Source organism: Sphingomonas sp. (assembly GCF_019746015.1).
In the GTDB taxonomy this organism is placed as follows: domain Bacteria; phylum Pseudomonadota; class Alphaproteobacteria; order Sphingomonadales; family Sphingomonadaceae; genus Sphingomonas.
This window is the reverse complement of record NZ_JAIESM010000024.1, coordinates 1-16,175: the sequence shown is the minus strand read 5'-3', so window position 1 is coordinate 16,175 and position 16,175 is coordinate 1. Positions and strand designations below refer to the sequence as shown.

General features: G+C 63.7%; 15 protein-coding genes. 5 read left to right on the top strand and 10 right to left on the bottom strand.

The annotated features are described in order from the left end of the window. Positions 1-258: 258 nt before the first annotated feature. The 4 genes from K2Y03_RS03880 (at position 259) to K2Y03_RS03865 (ending at position 5,467) form a co-directional block, all read left to right on the top strand. Positions 259-1,605 carry an O-antigen ligase gene (locus K2Y03_RS03880; protein WP_294088419.1) on the top strand — a complete coding sequence of 449 codons (1,347 nt, stop codon included), beginning with the start codon at positions 259-261 and terminating at the stop codon, positions 1,603-1,605. A 100-nt stretch (positions 1,606-1,705) separates the two neighbouring features. Continuing rightward, entirely contained in the window at positions 1,706-2,416 is a 711-nt protein-coding gene (locus K2Y03_RS03875) for a polysaccharide biosynthesis/export family protein (protein ID WP_294088418.1), read from the top strand. Between the two features lie 20 nt (positions 2,417-2,436). Beyond that, positions 2,437-4,665, top strand: a complete 2,229-nt coding sequence (locus tag K2Y03_RS03870) for a polysaccharide biosynthesis tyrosine autokinase (RefSeq protein ID WP_294088417.1) — start codon at positions 2,437-2,439, stop codon at positions 4,663-4,665. Beyond that, complete coding sequence (locus K2Y03_RS03865; protein WP_294088416.1) at positions 4,631-5,467, top strand: hypothetical protein; 837 nt, start codon at positions 4,631-4,633, stop codon at positions 5,465-5,467. Before K2Y03_RS03870 ends, K2Y03_RS03865 begins: the two co-directional genes overlap by 35 nt. 16 nt (positions 5,468-5,483) lie before the next feature. On the opposite strand, the gene K2Y03_RS03860 is transcribed toward K2Y03_RS03865, so the two are convergent. The 5 genes from K2Y03_RS03860 to K2Y03_RS03840 are packed head-to-tail and all read right to left on the bottom strand — an operon-like array spanning position 5,484 to position 9,951. Continuing rightward, positions 5,484-6,665 carry a glycosyltransferase gene (locus K2Y03_RS03860; protein ID WP_294088415.1) on the bottom strand — a complete coding sequence of 394 codons (1,182 nt, stop codon included), beginning with the start codon at positions 6,663-6,665 and terminating at the stop codon, positions 5,484-5,486. After that, positions 6,662-7,573, bottom strand: a complete 912-nt coding sequence (locus K2Y03_RS03855; RefSeq protein WP_294088414.1) for an NAD(P)-dependent oxidoreductase — start codon at positions 7,571-7,573, stop codon at positions 6,662-6,664. The genes K2Y03_RS03860 and K2Y03_RS03855 overlap by 4 nt, the downstream gene beginning before the upstream one ends. A gap of 1 nt (position 7,574) precedes the next feature. Continuing rightward, entirely contained in the window at positions 7,575-8,408 is an 834-nt protein-coding gene (locus K2Y03_RS03850; protein ID WP_294088413.1) for a class I SAM-dependent methyltransferase, read from the bottom strand. A gap of 20 nt (positions 8,409-8,428) precedes the next feature. Continuing rightward, positions 8,429-9,340: a hypothetical protein gene (locus K2Y03_RS03845; protein WP_294088411.1), complete on the bottom strand. Its 912-nt coding sequence runs from the start codon at positions 9,338-9,340 to the stop codon at positions 8,429-8,431. Positions 9,341-9,369: 29 nt separating this feature from the next. Beyond that, the gene (locus tag K2Y03_RS03840) at positions 9,370-9,951 is read right to left on the bottom strand and encodes a DapH/DapD/GlmU-related protein (RefSeq protein ID WP_294088409.1); all 582 of its coding nucleotides are present in this window, start codon (positions 9,949-9,951) and stop codon (positions 9,370-9,372) included. 127 nt (positions 9,952-10,078) lie between these two features. On the opposite strand from K2Y03_RS03840, the gene K2Y03_RS03835 reads away from it, so the two are divergent. Then, entirely contained in the window at positions 10,079-11,299 is a 1,221-nt protein-coding gene (locus K2Y03_RS03835) for a glycosyltransferase family 4 protein (protein WP_294088407.1), read from the top strand. A gap of 27 nt (positions 11,300-11,326) precedes the next feature. On the opposite strand, the gene wecB is transcribed toward K2Y03_RS03835, so the two are convergent. The 5 genes from wecB to K2Y03_RS03810 all read right to left on the bottom strand — a co-directional run. After that, a complete protein-coding gene (gene wecB / locus K2Y03_RS03830) occupies positions 11,327-12,376 on the bottom strand; it encodes a non-hydrolyzing UDP-N-acetylglucosamine 2-epimerase (protein ID WP_294088406.1) in 1,050 nt (349 codons plus the stop codon). A gap of 1 nt (position 12,377) precedes the next feature. After that, entirely contained in the window at positions 12,378-13,529 is a 1,152-nt protein-coding gene (locus tag K2Y03_RS03825) for a DegT/DnrJ/EryC1/StrS aminotransferase family protein (RefSeq protein ID WP_294088404.1), read from the bottom strand. A 23-nt stretch (positions 13,530-13,552) separates the two neighbouring features. Beyond that, complete coding sequence (locus K2Y03_RS03820; RefSeq protein WP_294088403.1) at positions 13,553-14,119, bottom strand: acyltransferase; 567 nt, start codon at positions 14,117-14,119, stop codon at positions 13,553-13,555. Between the two features lie 17 nt (positions 14,120-14,136). Beyond that, positions 14,137-15,099 (bottom strand): Gfo/Idh/MocA family oxidoreductase, encoded by a 963-nt coding sequence (locus K2Y03_RS03815; protein ID WP_294088402.1) that lies wholly within the window; start codon positions 15,097-15,099, stop codon positions 14,137-14,139. Next, the coding region (locus K2Y03_RS03810; RefSeq protein WP_294088401.1) for a nucleotide sugar dehydrogenase at positions 15,099-16,175 on the bottom strand (1,077 nt) is incomplete at its 5' end. The genes K2Y03_RS03810 and K2Y03_RS03815, both read right to left, overlap by 1 nt.

The window sequence follows — 16,175 nt, the reverse complement described above, 5'->3', positions numbered from 1 at the left end:
CGCGCTGTCAGCCGCTAAGCTGCAACAGCTTTGATTTGAAGGAGCGGCGGCACTTTGTGTCGCCGCTTTTTCTTTGTCTCGATCGGACCGACATCGCCCATATGGGCTAAGCCATATGGGCGATGTCGGCTGGCAGCGCCTCGTAGCTAGCGACGAATAGCGCGCTATCTCATCGACTTGACGGCCAGCCGGTTGGCTGACAGATGACGCTGCAATCCGCGCGTTGATGATCGCGGCATTGCCGCAACAGGATAAGCCATGCCCAATCATGCCCGCCTGTCTGCGATGCAGTGGGTTGCCACCGCACTGTTCGTCGTGGCGTTGTTGCTGGCCGGGGGGTCTTCCCGATCCGACATCTCGCAACTGATGGCGGTCAGGCTGGCGGCGTTGCTGGTGATCGGCGTCATCATTCTTCCAGCCGCACGCGCCGAGCTGCGGGCGCTGGTGCCGCCGCTGCTTCTGCCCGCCGCGGTTGCGCTGCTGTGCGTGCTTTCGCTGATCCCCCTCCCGCCCGCACTATGGTCTGCACTGCCAGGTCACGCTGGCTATGACGCCGCCGCGACCATTGCCGGCAAGCCCCAACCCTGGCGGCCGCTGACGCTGTCGCCAGATTTGACGATCGAGACAATACTGGCCCTGCTTGTGCCGGTGGCCACAGTCGCGCTGGCCATGCGCGCGCCACTATCATGGGCTCGGCACTTTGCACCTGCACTGCTGGCAGTGACCGCGCTCAGCGGCGCGCTGGCAACGCTGCAGCTCGTTAGCGACGCCGACAGCCCGCTGCGGCTTTATGCCATCAACGACACCGATGCCGGGGTCGGCTTTTTCGCCAATCGCAATCATCAGGCGGTGCTTATGTGTCTGGGCCTTCCCGCCGCCTATTTCTGGGCGGTCGCGCCGGGAACGCCGCCGGCACGGCGACTTGCCAAGCGGATGGTGGCGCTCGCGGCGGCGCTGCTCGCCGGGCTTGGGGTGGCAATCACCCAGTCGCGCAGCGGCTATGTCCTGGCGGTCAGCATGATCCTGGCAATCGGGCTGATCGCCGCGACCAGCCGATCACCGTCACGTCGGGCAACGCGTCTGACGGGCATCGCGATCGTGGCGCTGTGCCTCATCGGCACGTCGGCAATGGTTGCGCCAATCGCCCGCTTTGGTGACAATGATGTGGGCAATGGGCGCGGTTCGTTCTGGCAAAACACCATCGATATGGCGCAGGCATTTTTTCCCACTGGCAGTGGCCCCGGCAGCTTCGTGCGCGCCTATCCGCGCTTCGAAAAAATGGCGGACCTGCGGCCCGAATATGTCAACCACGCCCATAATGACTATCTTGAAATCGTTGCCGAATATGGCCTTGCTGGGGCCTTTGGGCTGGCACTGGGGCTGGTTTGGATCGGTCGTGCGATCACGCTCGGGTGGGGGCTTGATCGCGTCAGCCTTCGCCCGCCGGCCCAGCTTGCTGCAATCGCGCTTGTCGTCATGCTTGTCGCCAGCCTGGTCGATTATCCCGTGCGGACCCCGCTGATGGGCTCGCTGTTTGCGCTGGCGTGCATCGTCCTATACCGCCTTGGCAACCTGAAGAACGACCATCCACAGGTCGCGCAATAGGCTCGACCTAGCGCGCCCCACCATTTTGGCGGCACCAATAGCCGGTTTACCGCCCGAGAACCGGGCGCTATGGGATCAACGAGTTTATGAGGGGCATTGCGTGATCCGGTCGATCCTGTCGATATTTTGCTTTGTGCTTGTCGCCGGCTGCGCCAGTGCGCCGCCGTTGACTCCCCGCCCGTCGCTGCAGGTCGCAAACCTCGGTGCGCTGCCAACGCCGGGTAGGACCGACCTCATCGAGCCGGCCCGTGAATATGTGATCGGCGCGTTCGACAAGCTCAACATCGACGTTTACGGCATAGAAGACCTGAAGCGCGAAAAGATAGAGGTCGATGCCAGCGGCCGCATCGGCTTCCCCTTCGCTGGCAGCGTCAAGGCCGCTGGCATCACGCCCGGCGAACTGGCCGATTTGCTGACCGAGCGGCTGCGCAAGTTCGTGCGCGACCCGCAGGTGACCGTGAACGTGGTCGAGGGCAAGAGCTCGGCGATCACGGTTGATGGCCAGGTCCGCAAGCCGGGGCTTTATCCGGTGGTCGGCAGGATGACCCTCAATCGCGCCATCGCCTCTGCGGAAGGACTCACTGACTTTGCAAGGGTTCAGGAAGTCGTGGTTTTCCGCACCGTGGGTGGCAAGGATTATGCGGCGCTTTATGATCTTGGCGCCATCCGTCGTGGCGCTTATGGCGATCCGGAAATCTTTGCCAACGACATCATCATCGTCGGCGATTCGCCGCAACGGCGTCTGCTGCGCGATCTGGTTGCCATTACGCCACTGATCGTCGCACCGCTGATCACCGTACTGGCACGCTGAACGGGCCATTTGGAAAGTCTATGAACGCGATTGATACTCCATCCAGCCGCGCGATCGTCGCTGCCCCAGGCAACGCGATGGTCGAATGGCGCGCCAAGGCCGGCGACCTGGCGGAGCGCGAGAGCATTATACAGAACTGGATCCGCATCCTGTTGCGGTGGCGGTGGCTCATCCTGGGATCGGTGATTGCGGGCTTGCTGACATCTATCGGCGTCACCCTTCTGCTGACGAAACAGTATACATCGACTGTAACTCTCGAAATCTCTCGAGAGGATTCGAACATCGTCAACATCCGCGGCGCCGAACCGCAGGTCAGCGCCATCGATCAGGAATTCTACCAGACGCAATATGGCTTGCTGAAAGCGCGGTCGCTGGCGGAAGCCGTCGCCGACCGGTTGAAGCTTTACGATAGCCGGAAGTTCCTGCGCCTGTTTGGTGAGCGTGTCGATGGCGGCCTTTTCACCGACGCCGGCGGTCCGTTGCCGCCCGCTACGCGCCAGTCGCGTCGTGACAAGACAATCCGAATTCTTCTGAACCATTTCTCGGTGGCACCGGTGCGCGCGTCGCGGCTGGTGGGTATGTCGTTCGAAAGTCCAGATGCGCAGATGTCTGCGGACATCGCCAATGCCTGGGCTGACGAATTCATCAAGCGCAATCTAGCCCGCCGTTTCGACGCAAACAGCTATGCACGATCATTCCTGGAAAGCAGGATCGCTCAGATCAAGACCAAGCTGGAAGAGTCCGAGCGGCAATTGGTGGCCTATGCATCGCAGAACCACATCATCACCATGGGCACGCCGTCCAACGACACCAACGCCCGGTCACAGGAGCGATCCGTCCTCACCGACACGCTGATCGCCCTGAATGAGCAGCTGGCGGCAGCGCGGGGTGCGCGGATCGCGGCCGAAACCCGCCGCAGCCAGGCCGGCAGCGGGGTGACGGCCGAGAATCTGGGCAACCAGGCGATCAACGCGTTGCGCCAGCGACGCGCCGAGGTGGCGGCCGATGCCGCCCGGCTGAGCGCGCAGTTCCAGCCCGATTACCCGCCACTGCAGGCGCTGAACGCTCAGCTTCGCCAGCTCGACAACGGCATTGCCCGCGAGGAAGCCCGCGGCCGCAGCTCGCTGGACGTCAACTACCGGCAGGCGCTGGCGCAAGAAAACGCCCTGGCCACCAAGGTGGCCGAGGTGGAAGCGCAGGTGATCGAGCAGCGCCGCCTTGGCATTCAGTACAACATTTATCAGCGTGATGCCGATACCAACCGCGAACTCTATAATGCGCTGCTGCAGCGCTATAAGGAAATCGGTGTCGCCGGCGGCATCGGCACCAACAATGTGGCAGTGGTTGATCGCGGTTTGCCCGCCAATCGCCCGTCGTCGCCGCGTCCGTTGCTGAACATCATCCTTGGTCTCATTCTCGGCACCGCAGTCGGGATTGGCCTGGCCTTCATGCTCGAGCAGATCGACGAAGGGATCGCCGTGCCGGACGATCTGGAACGCCTGTTCCATATCCCGTCGCTTGGCGCGATTCCGAAGTCGCTCGACGAGGAAGTGCTGATCGCGATGCAGGACCGCAAGTCCGCTCTCGCCGAAGCGTTCCTGTCGTTCGAAGCCGCGCTGCGCTTCTCCACGCCCGAAGGGATGCCGCGCAGCCTGCTGATCACATCGACCGTGCCCGGCGAAGGCAAATCGACGACCACGGTTGCGCTTGCCACCACGCTGGCCCGGCTTGGCCGCAAGGTGCTGCTGATCGACGCCGACATGCGCTCGCCCTCGCTCCACCAGATGATGGAGCTGCGCAACCTGCAGGGGCTGAGCAACGTGCTGAGCGGCAATGGCAGTCTTGCCCAGATGGCGGTGCCGACGCACCAGGAAAATCTGTGGCTGCTGTCCGCTGGTCCCACGCCGCCCAACGCCGCCGAGCTGTTCTCGGGGTCGCAGGTCGATGCGCTGATCCAGGATGCGCTTGCCGAATTCGACACCGTGCTGTTCGACGCGCCGCCGGTGATGGCGCTGGCCGACGCCCCGCTGCTGGCCAGCCGGGTGAGCGGAACGGTGATCGTGGTTGAAGCGTCAGCGACCCGCAAGCGGCAGCTGCGCGTAACGCTGCAGCGGCTGAAGAGCGCGCATGCCTCGATCATCGGCGCGGTGCTGACCAAGTTCGACTCGCGCCGCGTGCAATATGGCTATGGCTATGAAAGCTATGGCTATGGTTATGGCGATCGGAGCAAGGATTTTGCCAAGGCCTGACCGGATTGCCACGCCCGCGACCGGCGGGCTGGCCCTGTTCCGCGCGGCGACGGGGTTGGTTCTCGTCGCGCTGGCAAGTTATGTCATGTTCGACGGGGTGGCCGCCGCCAATCGCGAAACCCGCCCCGCCATTGCAGTGCAGGCCCTGCCTTTTGACTCGCTGGCCAATGCGCAGCTGGCAAGCCGGATGCAGATCAACCCGGAGGCGCCCGATGATCGCGCGCGGGCACGCATCCATGGTGCGACCGCGCTGATGCGCGACCCCACCCATGCCCAGGCTGCCCGCGCCATCGGCTTTGTCGCGCTGGAAGACGCAGATGTCGCCGCGGCCACGCGCGCCATGACCTATGCCCATTGGCTGACCCGGCGCGACCTGGCGGCCGAATTGTGGCTTATCGAGTATAATGTCACGCGGGGCGACACGCGCGGGGCGCTTGCGCATTTCGATGCCGCGCTCAGCTCTTCCACCGAAATCCATGCAACGCTGTTTCCGGTAATGGCCGGGGCAATCAGCGATGACCGGCTGATCGAGCCAATGGCCGACCTGCTGATCAAACAACGCTGGTGGCTGCCCTGGGCACTAAGGCATTTTGCCGACGGCCCGCCGCCGCCCAAACCCGACAGCCCGGCGCCGGATGCGGAGCGGATGCGGCGCAATGCCGTCAACGCAGCCGCTTTGTTCAGCCGCATCGCAGCAGGTGGGGTTCGCTTCCAGCCAGAAACCTTGGACGCGCTGGCCGCACGCCTGCCCGCCGATCGCCCTGACTTGCGCCGTTCCGTGCAAAGCCTGCCGCGCCAGTAAACCGTCGACTGGCCGCTTACCGGCCGCCTGCGACCGCGCTAACCAATGAGGCTAGGCGCATGGCGAAATTGCGCTGATCGACCGCGTAGCTTTCCACCGCGATGGAACGCGCCGCTTCGATTGCGGCGGCATCGCGCGGCGGCGTGTGCTTGATATGGTCTGCCAGTGTCGCAGCATCGTCTGGATCGAAGAATTTGGCGACATGCGCGGCCTGCTCGCGATGGACCCGCAAGTCGGAAAGCAGCAACGGCGTTCCGATCGCCTTTGCTTCCTCGACCGCAGTGCTCCAACCCTCGAACCGCGATGGATTGATGATCGCCGCCGCTGTTAGGCACAATGCCTGCACATCGGCATAGCGCAGCGCGCCGGTAAAGCGGAAATGGCTGTCCAGCACGTTGTCGGCAACGCGCGCCATCAGTGTCTCGCGCAGATCGGGTGTCCGCGGGTCGTCGCCATGGCCGGTCGCAATGATCATCGCATCGACACCCTGCTGTTTCAGCAATCGGGCTGCCTCAATCGCGATGGCGTGGTTCTTATGGTTCCACAGCTGGTTGGGCATGAAAAAGAAATGCCGGGGCAAGCCCAGTGCATCGACGCGCGCATAAGCATCTGCCAGCGACAGCGTGTCAGGGGTTGTCACAGCGAATGGCACGACCCGCGTACGACCGCGCGAGGCCGCATAGAATGACTGGCAATCCTCCTCGGCATCGCGGCTGCTGAGCATGATGGTGCGATTGCTGGCGATCTGCGCGCGAAAGCCGATTTCCCGGCGCCACCAACCCGGACGGGTGAACAGATGGGGCAGCCGGCGGTGCTGAAAATCCGGCATCCATGCGATGGTTGGCAACGGAAAGCGCCAGCCGAAGAAATTGGCCGGTTCAAAAACAACATCAACACCATGGGCCGCGAACAGCGATAGCGCCCGCCCGTCCAGACCGGTACCAATGGCAAGCGCCAGGCGGCGCGACTTGTTCGCTGGGTCGAATGCAGGATCGTGGATCACGTCGATGCCGGGCAGCGCGTCCAGCATCATAAGGTCGGGGTGATCCCGCTGGGTGGCACCGGCGGCAATCACCAGATTCATCGCATCAGGCGCATGGGCCGATATCGCGCGCGCCATGTTGATCATGTAATTCCAGCCACCCATCCAGTGCGGGCCGCCGATCACGGGCGTGGCAAGACGCACCGGGTGCGTCATGCGTTGTTACGCTTGAACCAGGCGACATAGCTTGCGATGCCTTGGGCCAGATCGTGCCGCCAGTCGAAAGCCTCTGCCGGCCGTGCGGCGACCAGGCTGAACGGGTCGCCGGCACGACATAGACCCGAAAAGCTGATGGCCGCATCGGACAGGTCAAAGGACCGGGCCGTCATCTGCGCGATATCGCGCACACTGGTCGCGACCCCGGTGCCCCCGTTGATCACCGGAACGTCGAGCGACGCCAAGTCGGCGGCCTTCGCCAGCAGCCGGCAGACATCATCCACATGCACCCAGTCCCGCAGCTCGTCGCCCGTTCCGCCGAGCACGGCGCTGCCCTGGATCGACAGCTTGCCGCACAAATCCCACAGCAACTGCTTACGAAGTCCTGGTCCATAGACCGAGAACAGCCTGACGATCGATGCGCGGATGCCATAGCTTTCGGCGTAGCTGCGGCACATTAATTCCATGATCTGCTTATGCCGCCCATAGGGCGAGCACGGCTTCGGCGCCGCGGTGACCGGAATCGCGCCATCATGGCCCACCCCGTAAACAGCCGCCGACGATGCAACCACCAGCGACGCCGCCGGTGACGCCTGCCGCATCCATTCCAGCAATATGGCGGACCCGGCCACGGTCTTTTCGAAATCGGCAAAGGGATCTGCGATCGACACACCGACCGAGGAGCCGCCGGCCAGATGATGGATGTAATCCGGCGCGCCGGTCTGCGCAGCCAGCGCATCGAGACCGCCCATGCGGATGCGGCCAGGCGCCCAAGCGGCCGATGATTCGGCGTGGCCCGCTGGCGCCGCACCACCGATGCCGGCGACGACATGCCCCTGTTGAGACAGCAGGTTCAGCAGCGCGCTGCCGATGAACCCTGCGCCGCCGGTAACCCAGACAACCGCCATGTCAGCGACGACGCGCGACGAACGAATAAAGTCGGCCTGGACGGTGATCGAAACGCCCCGCCAGACCGATCATCGCCCGGCCTAGGCCCGGCATGGCCAGCGCGGCGCCAACTGCCAGTGGCGCCCCCGGCAATTTGCGGAAGCGCGCGGCGATTTCGTGCCGCAGCGTTGCGGCCGTGTGCGGCCAATAGTTGATGGGGCTTTCCAGCGGCGCCAAGGGCGGATCAAGCGCCAATCCCGCTGCGCGGATCGCCCCAACATATTGATCCAGGCGGAAGGCGTTCTCGCCGCCATAAAGGTGATGCATCGGATGCGAAGCCAGAAATGCCGGCAAATCCTCATCGCGCGAAATCACATGCTCGCGCACCGCAACCAGCATGCCACCGGGCCTGAGGACACGTGCCATTTCCGCGATCGCGCCCGCAAGATCGCGGGTATGGTGCAGCACTGCCCTGGCGAAGACAACGTCAAAGCTCGCGTCCTCAAAGGGCAGGGTCTCGGAATACTCCTCGACCACCTTGATCGACACGCCGGTTTGCGTCGCCAGGTCACGGATCGCAGCAGCCCCGGCAATAGCGCTGGGATCAGGCTCCAAGGCGGTTACCTGAAAGCCTTCCCGCGCAAGGGCGTAGCTGGCGATCCCGCGGCCGGCGCCGATCTCAAGCGCGGTGCGGCCTTCACCCTTGCCGATGATCACGCGGATCGCCTGCCATTCGGTGCTGGCATGATAGCGCTGGGCAGCCTCGGTCAACGGATCGTCATAATAGGCGTCGCGCGCGAGGTCGGCCTTGGCGGGATCATCGCGGATCAACTGAACGGCCTGTTCCCAGGTCATAGGTGATGATGCCATGTCAATTACCCCAGGTTCAGGTCACGCATTGCAAGCGTCGCGCCCGTCACCGTGTTGACCAGCGGCATATCGGCAATGACGCGCGCACGCTCGCGCTGGTTGATGAACTGCAGCTTGCCTTGCTCGTCGCGCACGTCACGGAAAATCACCGGGCGGCAGGCCTGTTCCCGAGTAGGGCTGGGAACATGGCCCTGCACCTTGTCGGTCCGCACGAAGAACGCGTTGGAGCCCGCCCGGTTGGTGCCCGCCAGGCGATAGCCGCGCGGCGCCAGCAGCGTGTCGAACGCGGCCAGGCTCGCGCCCCAATACAGGCCTGAATAATGTTTCTGGTGGCGCACAAAGGCCGGATCATAGGGCACGCTCACCGGCGCCTCCGGCCCGAACAGGCCGTTATACTCGACAATCACGATCCACGGCTTCCAGGCGCCCAGCGCTTCCAGCACGAACCAGTCGACCCCGTCGATATCGACCGACAGGATGCCGGGCTCCGGGAAGAAGCCGCTCTTGTCGAGCAGGCTGGCGATATTGTCCTTGTCGATGAAGGCGCAGTGCGCGGTCAGATCATGCTGCCAATACCAGTGCCGGCTCTGGATATCGGCAACATGTTTTTCCGAGCCGTCAATGATGAAGCCCGACCAACCGTCCTTCATCATCAGAAAGCGGGAATTGCATTCAGTAAAGCTTTCCACGCCAAATTCGATGAACTGGCGCGGGATGCCGGGCATTGCCTCCACCAGATGCTGGATGATGCCATCCTCACCCCATTGCGAGAACACCTGAAATTCATAGTCGGACAGATCGTCGAACCGCTCACGCCGGTTCAGCGCGGCCATGATGCGCCCCTGGTTGATGAGCGATTTCTCAATCTCGCGCGGCAGTAGGGCAATGCGGCGGCCCACAATCATCGGATTGGTCATTTTCGGCATAATCAAACGATCCTGTTGCGTCAGGCAATGATGGTTTCGGGGTCGACAAGGTCGAGCGAGCGGACCGGCCGCGCGGGATTGCCGGCGACCACGGTGAAAGGGTCTACGTCGCGGGTGACGACGGCGCCCGCCCCCACCACCGCGCCGCGGCCGATGGTGACGCCTTTCAGCACCATCGCCTTGGCGGCGATCCAGGCGTCGTCTTCGATCACCACCGGCATCTCGCCCAGATCGAGTTCCTTGGGATGACCGGTAGAGGCAATGGCGAGATAGTGGCGGTGCCGCGCGGCGGCGTCGAACGGGTGGGTATCGTTGTCGAAGATGTTGACGTCGTGCGAGATCAGCACGCGGTTGCCGATACGGATCGACCCGGCCGACCAGAGCCGGCTGTTCTCGCCGATGAAGCAATGGTCGCCGACGGCAATTGCGCCGCCATGGCCGAACACCAGCAACTGGCCCAGGATGATGCTGTTCTCGCCGATGCAGATGCAGTCGGCGCGGCGCTGGATATTGTCGATGATCGCGGTCCGGCCCAGCCGCGAGCGCGGCCCGATGACATGGGCAGAGCGCCCCGTCGCCGCGCGGATCAGCCTGCCTATCATGCCGCTTGTCTTTCGGAACTCCAACACAGCCGGGCCTGCGCTTGACCCGGCTCCCCCGAGCGCCCTATCAGCGCTCGCGGCAGGCGCGTCAAGCAGGCAGTGGCGTATTTTAGTGCAGGGGGCAGCGTTGGACGTACCGGCAGCAATTACCGTCGTTATTCTGGCGGACGCGTTTGCTGAAGCGATGGGCTATGCAGGCAGTCGTATCCCAGCGAGCCTGGCCAAAAAGCCTGGTGTCTCCGTTCATCTCGTCACAGCGGGGATACCCGTCTATGCGCAGATGACCGATTTCCAGAAGACCTATGCCGGCATCCAGAAAAAGGGGTATCCTGCGGGCACAGTACGGGATGTTGACGGCTTCAAGGTCCATTATGTCGATTATATCGATGCCTATGGCGGCGTCAGAATGACGGGGCTTGGCGCCAAGCTGGCGGAACTGAAACCCGATATCGTGCAGGTCTTCTCGCACACCGGATGGCTACCCATCGACGCTGCGCGCTTTCAGCGAAAGCTTGGCTACAAGCTGTTCACCGGCAACCACACCACTGCGAGCGTCTATCCGCTGGCCACCGATCCCAAGCCGATCTTCCATCCGGCAAGGTTGAAGGAATTGGTCCGTCGTGGCTTGCCCGGCCGGTTCATCAGCAGCCGCATGGAGCTATGCTATGGTGCCACGGTCGATTGCTCCGATGTCGCCCGGCGCTTTTTCGGGGTACCGGCTCATAAGCTGAAGACGGTGCCGCTTGGTGTGGACACCGACATCTTCCACCCGGCAGCCAATGACGATGAACGTAGTGCCGCCAGCGCGCTACGCCGGTCGCTGGGTGTCGGGGACGATGAGATCATGTGCGTCTATACGGGGCGCTTCGCTGTCGACAAGAATCCGCTGTTGATGGCGCAGGCCGTGGCGGCAATGCGCGAGCGTGGTGAGCCCTATCGCGCGGTCTTCTATGGGGATGGCACCCAACGCGACGAGATCGCCGCCGTGCCCGGTACCATCGTCAACCCGTTCGTGCATTTTTCGGAACTGGGCAACGTGTTCCGTGCCGCCGATATCGGCGTGTGGCCAACGCAGGAATCAACCTCGATGATCGATTGCGCGGCGTCGGGAACGCCCATCGTCGTCAACGATCAGCTCGCAGCGGTTGAGCGTGTTCGCGGTAACGGCCTGCAATATCGGCTCAACGATATCGACGACCTGCAGGCCAAGCTGCTCGAGCTGAAAGACCCCGCCAGGCGGGCTGAGCTGGGCGCCTTTGGCGCGCGGAAAATGGAAGACCAGTTCAGCTGGAACGCGCTCGTCCAAATCCGGCTCGACGATTATCGCAAGGCACTGGGGCTGACCTGATCGAGCCAGCCCTCAACTCCACGGATATCAGCCCAGGAAATCGCGCAGCAGCGTCACGATCTTTTCGGCCGCATCGCCCGCGCCATAATCGGCGATCGGCTGGCGCGGCGTCACGTAATCAGGCCCCTGCCACAGCCGGTTCCAGCCATGATCGATGGTTTCGACCCATTCGGTCTCATCGCGCAGGGTAACGCAGGGCTTGCCGTGGAAATAGGCCTCCTTCTGCAACCCGCCGGAATCGGTGTAGATAGCAACCGCGCCTGCCAGCAGCGCGTTGAGATCGAAATAGCCGAGCGGCTCCGTCAGCACCGCAAAGTCGAAGTTCAGACCATTGCGGGCAAGCGCGCCGCGCGTGCGCGGATGAAGCGGCAGGACCAGCGGCCGCTCGGCAGCCACTGCGCGCAGATAGTCTGCCACCTTCGCCAGCTGCACCGGGTCATCGGTATTCTCGGCGCGGTGAATCGTGCAGACATTATAATTGCCGCGCGTCAGGCCGAGTTGCTGCAACACGCCGTCACGCCCGGCCGTTGCCGCAATCGCAAAGCGCGTCGCATCGAACATAACGTCGCCCGTGTGATAGACGTGCTGGACGATACCCTCGGCCCGCAAATTGTCGATCGAGGCCCGCGTCGGGCAAAACTGGATCGCCGCCAGATGGTCGGTCACTACCCGGTTCAGTTCTTCCGGCATCCGCCGGTTGAACGATCGCAGGCCCGCTTCCACATGGCCGACGGGAATGTGCAGCTTGGCCGCTGCCAGCGACCCGGCAATCGTCGAATTGGTGTCTCCATAAACCAGGCACAGATCGGGTGTTTCCTCGATCAGCACCTTCTCGATCGCCTCCATCATCCGGCCGGTCATCGCGCCATGCGTCTGCCCGGCAATCCCCAGATTATGCTTGGGGTGGGGCAGTTCCAGTTCGCGGAAGAAGATGTCCGACATCGCGTCGTCGAAATGCTGGCCGGTGTGGACCAGCACTTCGTCCAGCCCACCATCCTGAGCAATGGCGCGGCTGACCGCACCCGCCTTGATGAACTGCGGCCGTGCGCCAACGATGGTGACGATCTTGCGGGTCATCTCAACCCCGCGCCGTCTTTACGGCGTTGCCCAGCGCCTCGATCACGCGGTCCTGCGTCGCTTCATCCAGATAGGGATGCATCGGCAGGCTCAGCACCCGCTGGCTGAGGCTTTCGGATACCGCGAGCCCGGCCGGATCGCCCGGGAAATCCTTGTACGCGGTCTGCCGGTGCAGCGGCATCGGGTAATAGACGGTCGACGGCACGCCGGCGGCCTTCAGCGATTCCTGCACGGCACTACGCTCGGCCGCCGAATTGAGCTTGATGGTGTATTGCGCCCAGACCGAGCTGTAGCCGGCCGGCACCACCGGCGTATCGACGATGTTGGCCAGGCGCGCGGTGTAGCGGTCCGCCACGCGGTTGCGCGCCGCAATCTCGTCGGCATAGGCGCTGAGCTTCACCGACAGGATCGCCGCCTGCAGCGTGTCGAGCCGGCTGTTCATGCCGATGCGCACATTGTCATACTTGTCGCTGCCCTTGCCGTGCACGCGCAGCGAATCGAGCAGCTTGGCCAGTGCCGGATCGTCGGTGAACACCGCGCCGCCATCGCCATAGCAGCCGAGCGGCTTGGCCGGAAAGAAGCTGGTGGTGGAGACATCGCCGAAGCTGCCGGTCATCTGGCCGTCGATCGTGCCGCCGAAGCCTTGCGCGCTGTCGCACAGGATCTTGCAGCCATGCGCGCGCGCAATCGCGGTGATCGCGGGAATGTCTGCCGGCAGGCCGAACAGGTCGACCGGCACCACCACCGCCGGGCGCAGCCCCTGCGCCTTGGCGTGCGCAATCGCCCGTTCCAGGCTGGCCGGGTCCATGTTGAAGCTGACCTCGTCGCTGTCGACGAACACCGGCGTCGCGCCGACGAACGGCACGACTTCTGCGGTGGCGGCAAAGGTGAAGGTGGGGCAGAACACCGCATCGCCCGGCCCGATGCCCAACGCCATCAGCGCCAGCTGCAGCGCGTCCGTGCCGTTGCCGCAGCTGATCACATGCTTGGCCCCGCAAAAGGCGGCAAGTTCCGCCTCGAACGCCTTCACATGCGGCCCCATGATATAGGCGCCGTCATCCAGCACCTTGGCAATGGCCGCGTCCAGCTGCGGGCGGAGATGCCGCTGCTGCGCGGCGAGGTCGATAAAGGCGATCGTGGCAGGCGCGTTCATGGGGCTAGCTCCAGAAAAAATGTTCAGTCGGCAATCAGGACGAGCGTTTCGCCCTCTTCGCGGTAGCGCTCGCCAGTGCGTGGGCAGATCAGATCATCGCCCAGCCGCTCACCGGTGCGGCTTACCCAGCCGATGCGGCGGGCAGGAACGCCAGCAACCAGCGCATGGGCCTGCACGTTCTTGGTCACCACAGCGCCGGCGGCCACCATGCAATAGTCCCCCAGATCGTGGCCGCACACGATGGTGGCGTTGGCCCCGATGGAAACACCGCGACCAACGCGGGTGGGCAGAAACTCTTCCTTGCGCTCGACTTCGGCGCGCGGCGTCAGCACATTGGTGAACACGCAGGACGGGCCACAGAACACACCATCCGCCAGCTCAACGCCCTTATAGAGCGCAACATTGTTCTGGATCTTGCAATTGTCGCCCACGGTCACGTCGGGGCCGACCATCACATTCTGGCCCAGCGAGCAATTCTTGCCGATGCGGGTGCCGGGCAGAATATGGGCGAAATGCCAGATTTTGGTGCCGGCGCCGATTTCGCTGGGCGCATCGACATAGGCGGATTCATGCTTGAAATAATCGGTCACGCTTTACTCTTTCCCGTTCAGTTCTTCATCGCCTCGGTCGCGCGCTGCAGCACGCGCAGCACCGCGCGGCCTTCCTGGCCATCGGTCAACGGCGCAGCGCCGCCCAGGCATTCCAGAAAATGCGCGCATTCGGCCTTCAGCGGCTCGGCCTGCGGCACCTCGACATAGTGCATCTCGCCGCGCTTGGGCACCGGCAACCCGCCCTCGACAACCACCTCATGCGGATGGACGGCAAGCTTGCGGCCCCATTCCTTCTCGCTGTCCTCGAACACGATGGTCGCACGGTCGCAGATCGCGACGCATTGCTGCACCTTCTTGTAGCTCAGCCAGGTGGTGCGGATATCGGCCTTCAGCCCGTCTGCAAAGCTCAGCTGCGCGGTCGCGTAATCGCAGATCGACGGGTCCACCCAGCCCTTGCCCTGCGCGGTGACGGCGACCGGCTCAGCGCCCGCAATCGCCAGCACCATGGAGATGTCGTGCGGCGCGAACGACCACAGCACATCTTCCTCGGTGCGGATCTTGCCCAGGCTCATCCGGTCCGAATAGACATAGCGCAGGGCGCCATGCTCGCCCGAACGGATGATCTCCAGCATCCGCCGGAACAGCGGGTGATAGCGCAGCAAATGCCCCACCATCAGCACGCGCCCCGCCGCTTCCGCCTGGGCGATCAGCCGGTCGGCCTCGCCCTCGTCGAGCACCAGCGGCTTTTCGACGAACACATGCTTGCCGGCGGCCAGTGCCCGGCTGGCAATCGCATAATGGGTTTCGGCGCGCGTCGCGATGGCAATGCCGGCAATCGCCGGGTCGGCCAGAACGGCATCGAAATCACGGATCGGCGCGCCGGTCTGCGCAGCGACCGGTTCGGCGACCGCCGCATTGGTATCGACAATCGCGCCCAGCGCACCCAGCTCGGCAAAGCTGCGCGCGATATTCTTGCCCCAATAGCCGACGCCGACAACGGCAACCTGCTGCCCCGACATCAGGCCTTCACCAGATTGGGCATCGGCGTGCGATATTTGCCGCGGCTGTCCACGATCAGCCGGGCATGCTCGGCGATCAGGCCATAATCGAAGGCATCGTGATCGGTGAGCACGACGACCGCGTCATAGCCGGCGAGCGTTTCCGGCGTCAGCGGCACCGATGCCAGATCGAAACGATGCTCGCGCATCTTGGGGAAGACCGGCACATGCGGATCGCTGTAGTCCAGCAGCGCGCCGGCATCGCGCAGCCGCTCCATCACATGGACGGCGGGCGATTCGCGCATGTCGTCGACATTCTTCTTGTAGGCGATGCCGAGCGCGAGCACCCGCGCGCCCTTGACCGAGCGTTCACGCGCGTTGAGCGCCTGAGTGATCTTGCCGAACACCCAGTCGGGCATGGCCTGGTTGATCTCGCCGGCCAGTTCGATGAAGCGGGTCGACACGCCATATTCGCGCGCCTTCCACGTCAGGTAGAAGGGGTCGATGGGGATGCAGTGCCCGCCCAGCCCCGGCCCCGGATAATAGGCCGTGAAGCCGAAAGGCTTGGTGGCGGCGGCTTCCACCACTTCGTGGATGTCGATCCCCATCTTGTCGGCGATGATCTTCATCTCGTTGACCAGGCCGATATTCACTGAGCGCTGGATATTCTCCAGCAGCTTGGCCAGTTCGGCCACCTTGGTCGAGGAAACCGGCACCAGCCGGTCGATCGCCGCTTCATAGGCGGCGATGCCCACTTCTGTGCAGGCCGGCGTCACCCCGCCGATCAGCTTGGGGATGGTGCGCGTGCCGAAATGCTTGTTGCCCGGGTCCTCGCGCTCGGGCGAATAGGTGACGAACACCGTTTCGCCCGGCACCAGCCCGGCCGCCAGCACCACCGGCAGCACTTCGTCGTCGATCGTGCCGGGAAAGGTCGTGCTTTCCAGCGAGATCAGGTGCCCCGCGCGCAGATGCGGCGCCAGCGACGCCATGGTCGCGTGGATATAGGACATATCGGGTTCGCGGTTGCGGTTGAGCGGGGTCGGCACGCAGATGATGAGCGTATCGGCCTCTGCCGCGCGGGCATAATCGGTGGTCGC